Raw genomic sequence first — 6566 nt, 5'->3', positions numbered from 1 at the left:
GGAGAGGCGGGGCTGGTCCTTTTTTGGGGTGGCGGGGGGGGGGGGGTTTTTGTTGCCCTTTTTTTTGGGGGGGTTTTTTTTGTGGGTGGGGTGGTGGGTGTCGGTTTTGGGGTGGGCGCCTGCCGCGGGGGGGGGGTGGGGTGGTGGGGGGCGGGGTGCGTTGGTGCGGGGGCTGCTGGTCCTGGTCATGGGGTGTGCTCCGTCCTGCGGTGGGTCTGGTGTCGGTGGTGCTCCGGTGCTCGTGCGGTGGGGGGTGAGGGAGTTCAGGCGGTGGACTGCCAGTGGATGGGGTCGTTGCCGGTGCCGTAGCAGGTGGGGCAGTTGCCGGTGTTCGGGTCGCAGTCGGCGCATCCAGTGCCGTCGCATGCCGGGTGGGCGCCGTCTCCGTGGCAGGTGCGGCAGTCGTTCATGTCGTGTGCCTCTCGTGGTCGGGGGTGGGTGGGTCGAGGTCGTCGCGGAGGCTGGTGAGGACGCCGATGGCGAGGTGGAGGCCGGGCGCGAGGTGGGGGCGGTCGGTCCACTTGTCGAGGGCGGTGATGGCCTCGTTGAGGGTTGCGGCCCGGTGGGCTTCCTTGAGGTCGGCCAGGGACGTCTTGACCGCGGCGAGTTCCGCGCGGGTCTGGTCGAGGCGGGCGCCGAGAGCGGCGGTCATCCGCTGGCCTGTTCGGTGAGGGCGTGGGTGACCTGGATCTGGTGGAGGTAGCCGTCGGCGTAGCCCTGGGCCCAGAGGGGGTCGTACTGGTCGGCCATGGAGGCGCGGTCGTGGGCCTGGCGGGCGGGGAGCTTGCTGATGGCGTCGAGTTCGCCGTCGAAGTAGCCGGCGTTGTAGCTGTCGTCGGCCGGGTTGGTGGGGGCGCTGGTGAAGGTCTGCACGGTCATGGCGGGCCCTTTCAGGCGGCGTGGGGGTTGGTGGTCTGGCGGGCGTGGTCGGCGGCGCGGCGGATGCGGCCGATGACCTCGCTGTCGGTGGGCGGGGCGCTGGAGAACGGGGCGCGCGTGGCGGTCCAGTTGGAGATGTGCTCGATGTAGTCCGGTACGCCGTCGGTGTCGCAGGGTTCGCTGTCGAGGGCGGCGGAGATGGCGCGGATCAGCGTCATGGCCCGGTCGGAGGATTCGATGAGGGCGACGGAGGCGACGTCGTTGGTGAAGAACACGGCCGGGTAGCGGTCGGGGGTGAGGTGTTCGGCGATGACGTAGGCGATGGCGCTGATGTCGAGTCGGGGGATGAGGCCGGGTTGGGCGAAGTTGTTGCCGCCGCGGTGGAGGCCGTTGAGGTCGATGACCTTGGCCATGTTGTGGAGGTCGTCGTGGGTGGTCATCGGTGCTCCCTGTGGGGACGTTCCGCCCGGCGGCGCGGTGTCGGCTTCACGCGCCGCCGGGCAGGCTGGTGGGGTCAGGCGGTTTCGCGGTGCTGGTCGGCGCACCACGGACATTGGTGGCGGCCGAGGTTGTAGCCCTCGCCGTACTCGATGACGTGCACGTCGGCGTTGTCGGCGTCGAAGATGGCGGGGCAGGTGCAGGAGCAGGCGCACTTGCGGATTTCGCCGGTGACGCCGGTGAGGACGGCGAGGGCGTCCATGAGGGGCTGGTAGTCGTGGGGGCCTGCGTGGTCGGCGCGCTCCATGAGCTGGTCGAAGCGGTCCTTTTCCTCGGGGGTGAGGGTGCGGTAGTTGGCTTCGGTGCTGGTGCGGGCACGGGTGATCACGGCCACGGTGGCTCCAGGGAGGGCAAGAGGTGGGCAATCACCCCTGGTGGGGGGTGTGTTGCTGTCTTGGTGTGTCCACCGTACCCCTATAGACATGGCTGCGCAATGCGTATGCCGGGGTTGGTTGTGTCAGGGCATGCAAAAGCCCCCGGCTCCCCCTGGGGATTCAGGGAGCCGAGGGCGTCTTGGGGAGGCCGCCGGTCAGGGGATGTCGTCGCGGGAGTCGACCCACGCCGCGTGCACGATCAGCAGGTCACTCCAGGAGGCGTAGTTGGCGCGTCCCCGCTTGGTCAGGGTCACGCCGCGTTGGCGGCACTGCCGCTCCAGGGTGCTCTTGGAGATCGGATACCCGGTCTCTCGGAGCAGGGCGACGGCATCATCCATTTTCGTTTCGTCGCCGGCGGGGACGTAGGGGCTGATCAGCGCTGTGGCCATGGTGGCCTCCCGGGTTCGGCGGCGCCATCGTTCGCAGCTCCGGCGGCACCGATGCGGGTGGACCTTGCGGGTCCGGGTGTGGTGGAAGTGTGAAGTTGTGGGTTGCTAGGTACGACTCGTATACCCGGGTTCAGGTTGCACGAGACTGGCGGAGTTTTTTCTGTGCGGTCACGTGCTGGTGGGCGAGGCGGGCGAGGGTGACGGTGGTGGAGAATCCGTCGCGGTCGACGCACCTGGTGTTGGTGCACAGGGCCCGCTGGGTGTCGGCTTGCCACATGAGGCCGAAGGTGCGGCATTCGGGGCAGCGTTGGGGGCGGATCACCTTCCGCCAGTCGCCGGCGCGGATGGCGTGTTCGAGGTACTGCCGGTACTCGATGGCCGCGGTGCGCTGCTGGACGGCTTCGGGGGCGTGTTCGGTGTGCTGGCGGGCCCAGTCGTAGATGGCGTCGGCGCGGGTGGGGGCGCGGCCGGCGGAGGGGTTGGCACTGCGGGTGTGCTTGATGACCTCGTTGATGGAGGCGGTGACGTGGTCGAGGGTGGCGAGGGAGAGCGGTGCGGGTGCTGCCGCTTGGGGGCTGTGGCCTTCGAGGGGGCCGGTGACGGGGTGTTCGCGGAAGTACTGGTTGAGCTGGCGGAGTCTGGCCGCGGCACTGTCGGTGCTGTCCGGGTGGTTCATGGGCGTCCCCCGTCCCCTGGGGTCCCCGGGGGCGCGGGGCGTCCGTGCAGTTGATGCCGGGGCGCGCGCCGGAGACCGGATGATGCGTGTTCCGGGTGTTTCCGGACGCCCCACTATGGCATGCGCGGTGAAGAAGTTGAACGTTTCGCAACTGTTGATCAACACAGTGTTGCAAGAGCGTGCCCGACCGGCCGGGGACAGGGTGCATGATTCCCCGGCATATGCGGACAGCGTGTCAGGTGGCCGCGGTCAGAGCAGTGTTGGCGCCTGCCGCATGCCCTCTATCACCTGGGTGAGGTCGGCGAGCTGCTGGGTGTCGATGACGCCCTGCTCCCTAGATCCCTGGAGGGCCCGCTCCCAGATGTCGAGGGTGCGCAGGTAGGCGGCCCGGGTGGCGGGGTCGGTCAGGGACTGGCCGATCTCGATGAAGCTCGTTTCGATCGTGTTGGCGAACGCTGCAACAGCCGTGACGTCGTTGTCCGGCTGCCGGCTGGCGTCGCGCAAGGGTGGGACCTGGTCGTGGTCTCCGATGTTGGTCATGTGCGTCCACCGTCCCCTGACCGCTTGGTGGGCGCCGCGTGGGGGGCGGCGCGGGTTGAGGGGGATTACGGCCGCGTCGTCGGGGCCGTTCATGTCGTGGGGGACGTAGGGGCGTGCGGGGTCGGCCGGTTGTGCTGCGGACATGGGGCGTCTCCGCTCCTCCGGCAGTTGGGAAGGGTTCAGGGGTCCTCGTTTGCCCTCGCCCTCGCGGGTGTGGGCACCCTGAAGCGGGACGGCTGCCAGTCCGAACCGCGGGTCACACTGTGGCACTGTTTCGGCCGGGTGGCGAAGACCAGTGGCAGTTTTCACCAGCCCGTGACCGAGACTGCTACGCAGGTGGCTGGAACTGCTACAGCGTGTGCACTAGACGGCACGGAGCGATGAAAGATTCCGTCACCAACCCCGGGGCGGGGCGCTGCCCGCGGACACGCCGGGAGGGGTGTGGGAGAGGGGGCCTTTGTGGGGCAGGCCCGTTCGGTGACGCCAGTCTAAGACCGGATGCCGTCATGCTGGTAGAGGCGTTCCCGTTCGGATCCGGGGCGCGTTCGGTTCGGTCGCGTCGGGACCGAGGGGAGACACCGGGAGGGCTGCGAAACGGGCTGGGCGAGCCCGCCCCTCCGCGGCGCTCCAGGGTCTTCCTCGGTCCGACGGCCGGCGCACCTAGCAGGGACCGGCACCAGCTAGCCAAGGCTGCATATATGCATAGTGCAAGGGTGGGGTGGGGCTGTCACTCGAACGGGCGATCAGAAACCCCGGCAAGCTACACGTATTGACCCTCGTTCAACTTCGAGCACAAAAAAAGGGGGCCCCGCTCCCACCGTGAGGGTGGAGAGCGGGGCCCTGGCCGGTCAGGTGGGCTGGCCGGCGGGTTCCTCGGTGATGGACTGCACGAGGGACCGGAGTCGCTCCGGGTCTCTGCTGCGCGCCTTCTCGGCGAGGATGTGGAGGAGTTCGAAGAGGTGGTCCTCTTCCATGCGGGCGTCCAGGAGCATGCCGAGGGCGCCGGGCTTGTCGTACTCGAGGGGGCGCGGCTGCCGGGGCTCGGCAGGGGTGGACCTGGGTTCGGGAATGGCGTCCGCTGCCGGCGACGGCGTCGAGGGCTCTGACGGGGCCGGGTTGGGTGCCGGATTCGCTTCCTGCTCCGGCGGCGGTGCGGGAGCAGGGGGTGACTCGGGTTCGACGAGTTCTGCCGGGCCGGCGTATACCGCGGTATACGCTCCCGCCTCCTCCGTCTTCGCCGTGGGCTCCGGAGCAGGGTCCTGCATCAGGGCGGTCGGGGCGGGCTTCGCGGGCCGCGGCTGCTCCTGGTCCTGCTTCCACGCCGCGTACTGCTCTGCTGCGGGCAGGGACGCGTAGCGCCGCATGTCGCGGAACGCGGTCAGCTTCCCCTCAAGAACGAGCTGCACCAGCTCGTCGGAGAGCCTGAGGAGACCGATCCGCTGGTTGAACCACGCCTTGGATTTGCCCATCGCGCGGGCGGCCGCTGCCTGGTTGCCGTCGTGGAGGTCGAGCATGGCGCGCAGGCCGTCGGCCTCTTCGATCGGGTTGAAGTTGGCCCGCTGGACGTTCTCGGAGAGGACTGCGGCGAGGAAGCGGATACGGGACTCGGTGAGGTCGTGCCTCAGGAGCAGGTCGACGGTGTCGAGGCCGACCTGGCGGGCTGCACGCCAGCGGCGTTCGCCGGCCGCCATCACGTACCGGCAGTCGTCGGGGAGCTGGCCGGCGTGGTCGGGGTACAGCTTCAGGTAGGCGGCCCGGTTGACGGCGACGCACGGCTGGAGCTGGCCACCGCGCATGTCCTCGCCGAGCTCGGTGAGTTCTGTGGCGTCGAAAGCGCGCCGCGGGTTCAGGGGGGTGGGGGCGACGGTGTCCGGGTGGACGTGGATGAGGTCGGGCCTGCTGGCGCCGGGCACCGTTTCGACTTTGGCTTGGGCGAGGGAGGCGAGGGAGACGCGCTTGCCGGACATCAGCGGCGGCCTCCGTAGCCGCGTTCCAGGGCGAGGCGGAAGTAGTCCTCGCGGGCGCGGAGGGTGGTGCCGTTGTCGGCGTACTGGGTGACGACCTTGCCTTCGGACGCCGCACGGGTGTGGATCTTGTAGCGGCGGATGACGGTCTTCGCGCGGGGCCAGCCCATGGCGTCGATGTAGGCGACGGTGTCCTCGAGGTCCGCGCGGCCATCGCGGGGGTCCCAGGCGTTGATGACGACCGTGTAGGGGAGACCGCGGGGGACGATGACGCGTTCGATGGTCCGGGCGGTGGGGTCGAAGGCGAGGGGCTCGGGTGGCATGGGGACGAGGACGTCGTCGGCGATGTCGAGGGCGGCGGCGAGGATGTGTTCGTTCTCGAGGCTGCCGGGGGTGTCGATGAAGATGTGCTGCCGGTCGTCGTTGTCGCCGAGGACGTCGTGGGTGACGGCGGCGAGGTTGACGGCGGTGGTGGTTTTGCCGACGCCGCCCTTCTGGTTGGCGATGACGTGGATCTGCGCGCCGAGGTTCTTGAGGCCGGCGAGGCTGTCGGGGTCTTCGTGGGCGGCGGCGAAGTCGAAGGGCAGGTTGTCGCCGACGCGGTCGGCCCACCAGATGGTTGACCCTTGGGGGTCGGTGGACACGACGAGGACTGAGCTGGGCATGGTGCTCCGTTTCCGTGTGCTTCGCAGAGCTGGGGGCTCTGGTACTCGGACGGGGCATAGCTTCTCAGATGGGGTGGGTGGGGGGTGGGATTGGGCTGGTTTCGGGTGTGCCCGCCGCCTGGGGGCGTATACCGCGGTATACGCCGGCCCTCATCGGGATGGGCCGGTCCCGCCTTCGTGGGTCCCGAGCTTGCCGTCCATGTGGAGCCGCAGGAGCGGGTCTTGGGCGTAGGCGTCGCGTCCGTAGCGGAGTAGGCCGGAGATCGTGAAGCTGCCGTCCCTCTGGCGGACCTTGGTGGCCAGGGAGACGAGGCTGGCGGCCGTCTTCTCGTCGAACCCGTAGACGTCCATCAGTTCTTGGGCGATCTCTTGCTCTGCTGGCGTTGCCATGTCCTGGTAACGAGAACGGGCCTGCGGGGTACCGCGTATACCGCGGTATACGTCCTGGGGGTCAGGCGTCTTCGTCTTCGTCGTCCAGGCCGTCGTTGTAGGGCTGTCCGTCGGGGTAGGCGGCTTCACGGAACAGGGCAGCGTGGTCGCGGGTGAGGGGCGGCCGCGGGTAGGTGATGCGGTCCTTGGCG

At 69.1% G+C, this 6566-nt stretch carries 11 protein-coding genes; all 11 read right to left on the bottom strand.

The genetic code is table 11. The annotated features are described in order from the left end of the window. Window positions 1–263: 263 nt before the first annotated feature. Window positions 264–410 (bottom strand): hypothetical protein, encoded by a 147-nt coding sequence (locus DMH12_RS39365; RefSeq protein WP_185832749.1) that lies wholly within the window; start codon window positions 408–410, stop codon window positions 264–266. Beyond that, complete coding sequence (locus DMH12_RS36240; protein ID WP_125495549.1) at window positions 407–652, bottom strand: hypothetical protein; 246 nt, start codon at window positions 650–652, stop codon at window positions 407–409. Before DMH12_RS36240 ends, DMH12_RS39365 begins: the two co-directional genes overlap by 4 nt. Further along, on the bottom strand, window positions 649–879 hold the full coding sequence (locus DMH12_RS36235) for a hypothetical protein (RefSeq protein ID WP_125495548.1): 231 nt from the start codon (window positions 877–879) through the stop codon (window positions 649–651). The genes DMH12_RS36240 and DMH12_RS36235 overlap by 4 nt, the downstream gene beginning before the upstream one ends. A gap of 11 nt (window positions 880–890) precedes the next feature. Next, entirely contained in the window at window positions 891–1319 is a 429-nt protein-coding gene (locus tag DMH12_RS36230) for a hypothetical protein (protein ID WP_125495547.1), read from the bottom strand. A 74-nt stretch (window positions 1320–1393) separates the two neighbouring features. Next, window positions 1394–1711 (bottom strand): hypothetical protein, encoded by a 318-nt coding sequence (locus DMH12_RS36225; protein ID WP_125495546.1) that lies wholly within the window; start codon window positions 1709–1711, stop codon window positions 1394–1396. Between the two features lie 195 nt (window positions 1712–1906). Next, complete coding sequence (locus DMH12_RS36220; protein WP_125495545.1) at window positions 1907–2140, bottom strand: hypothetical protein; 234 nt, start codon at window positions 2138–2140, stop codon at window positions 1907–1909. Window positions 2141–2270: 130 nt separating this feature from the next. Continuing rightward, window positions 2271–2816 (bottom strand): hypothetical protein, encoded by a 546-nt coding sequence (locus DMH12_RS36215; RefSeq protein WP_125495544.1) that lies wholly within the window; start codon window positions 2814–2816, stop codon window positions 2271–2273. 249 nt (window positions 2817–3065) lie between these two features. Continuing rightward, complete coding sequence (locus tag DMH12_RS36210; protein ID WP_125495543.1) at window positions 3066–3356, bottom strand: hypothetical protein; 291 nt, start codon at window positions 3354–3356, stop codon at window positions 3066–3068. Window positions 3357–4204: 848 nt separating this feature from the next. Next, window positions 4205–5323, bottom strand: coding sequence for a ParB/RepB/Spo0J family partition protein (locus DMH12_RS36205; RefSeq protein ID WP_125495542.1), 1119 nt, complete (start codon window positions 5321–5323; stop codon window positions 4205–4207). Continuing rightward, window positions 5323–5835, bottom strand: a complete 513-nt coding sequence (locus DMH12_RS36200) for a ParA family protein (RefSeq protein WP_399190072.1) — start codon at window positions 5833–5835, stop codon at window positions 5323–5325. Before DMH12_RS36200 ends, DMH12_RS36205 begins: the two co-directional genes overlap by 1 nt. 300 nt (window positions 5836–6135) lie before the next feature. Continuing rightward, complete coding sequence (locus DMH12_RS36195) at window positions 6136–6375, bottom strand: hypothetical protein (protein WP_125495540.1); 240 nt, start codon at window positions 6373–6375, stop codon at window positions 6136–6138. Window positions 6376–6566 lie beyond the last annotated feature (191 nt).

Origin of the sequence: Streptomyces sp. WAC 04229, from assembly GCF_003947455.1 — a bacterium.
Lineage (GTDB): Bacteria > Actinomycetota > Actinomycetes > Streptomycetales > Streptomycetaceae > Streptomyces.
The sequence above is the reverse complement of the archived record's forward strand: the minus strand, read 5'-3'. Positions and strand labels throughout refer to the sequence as shown.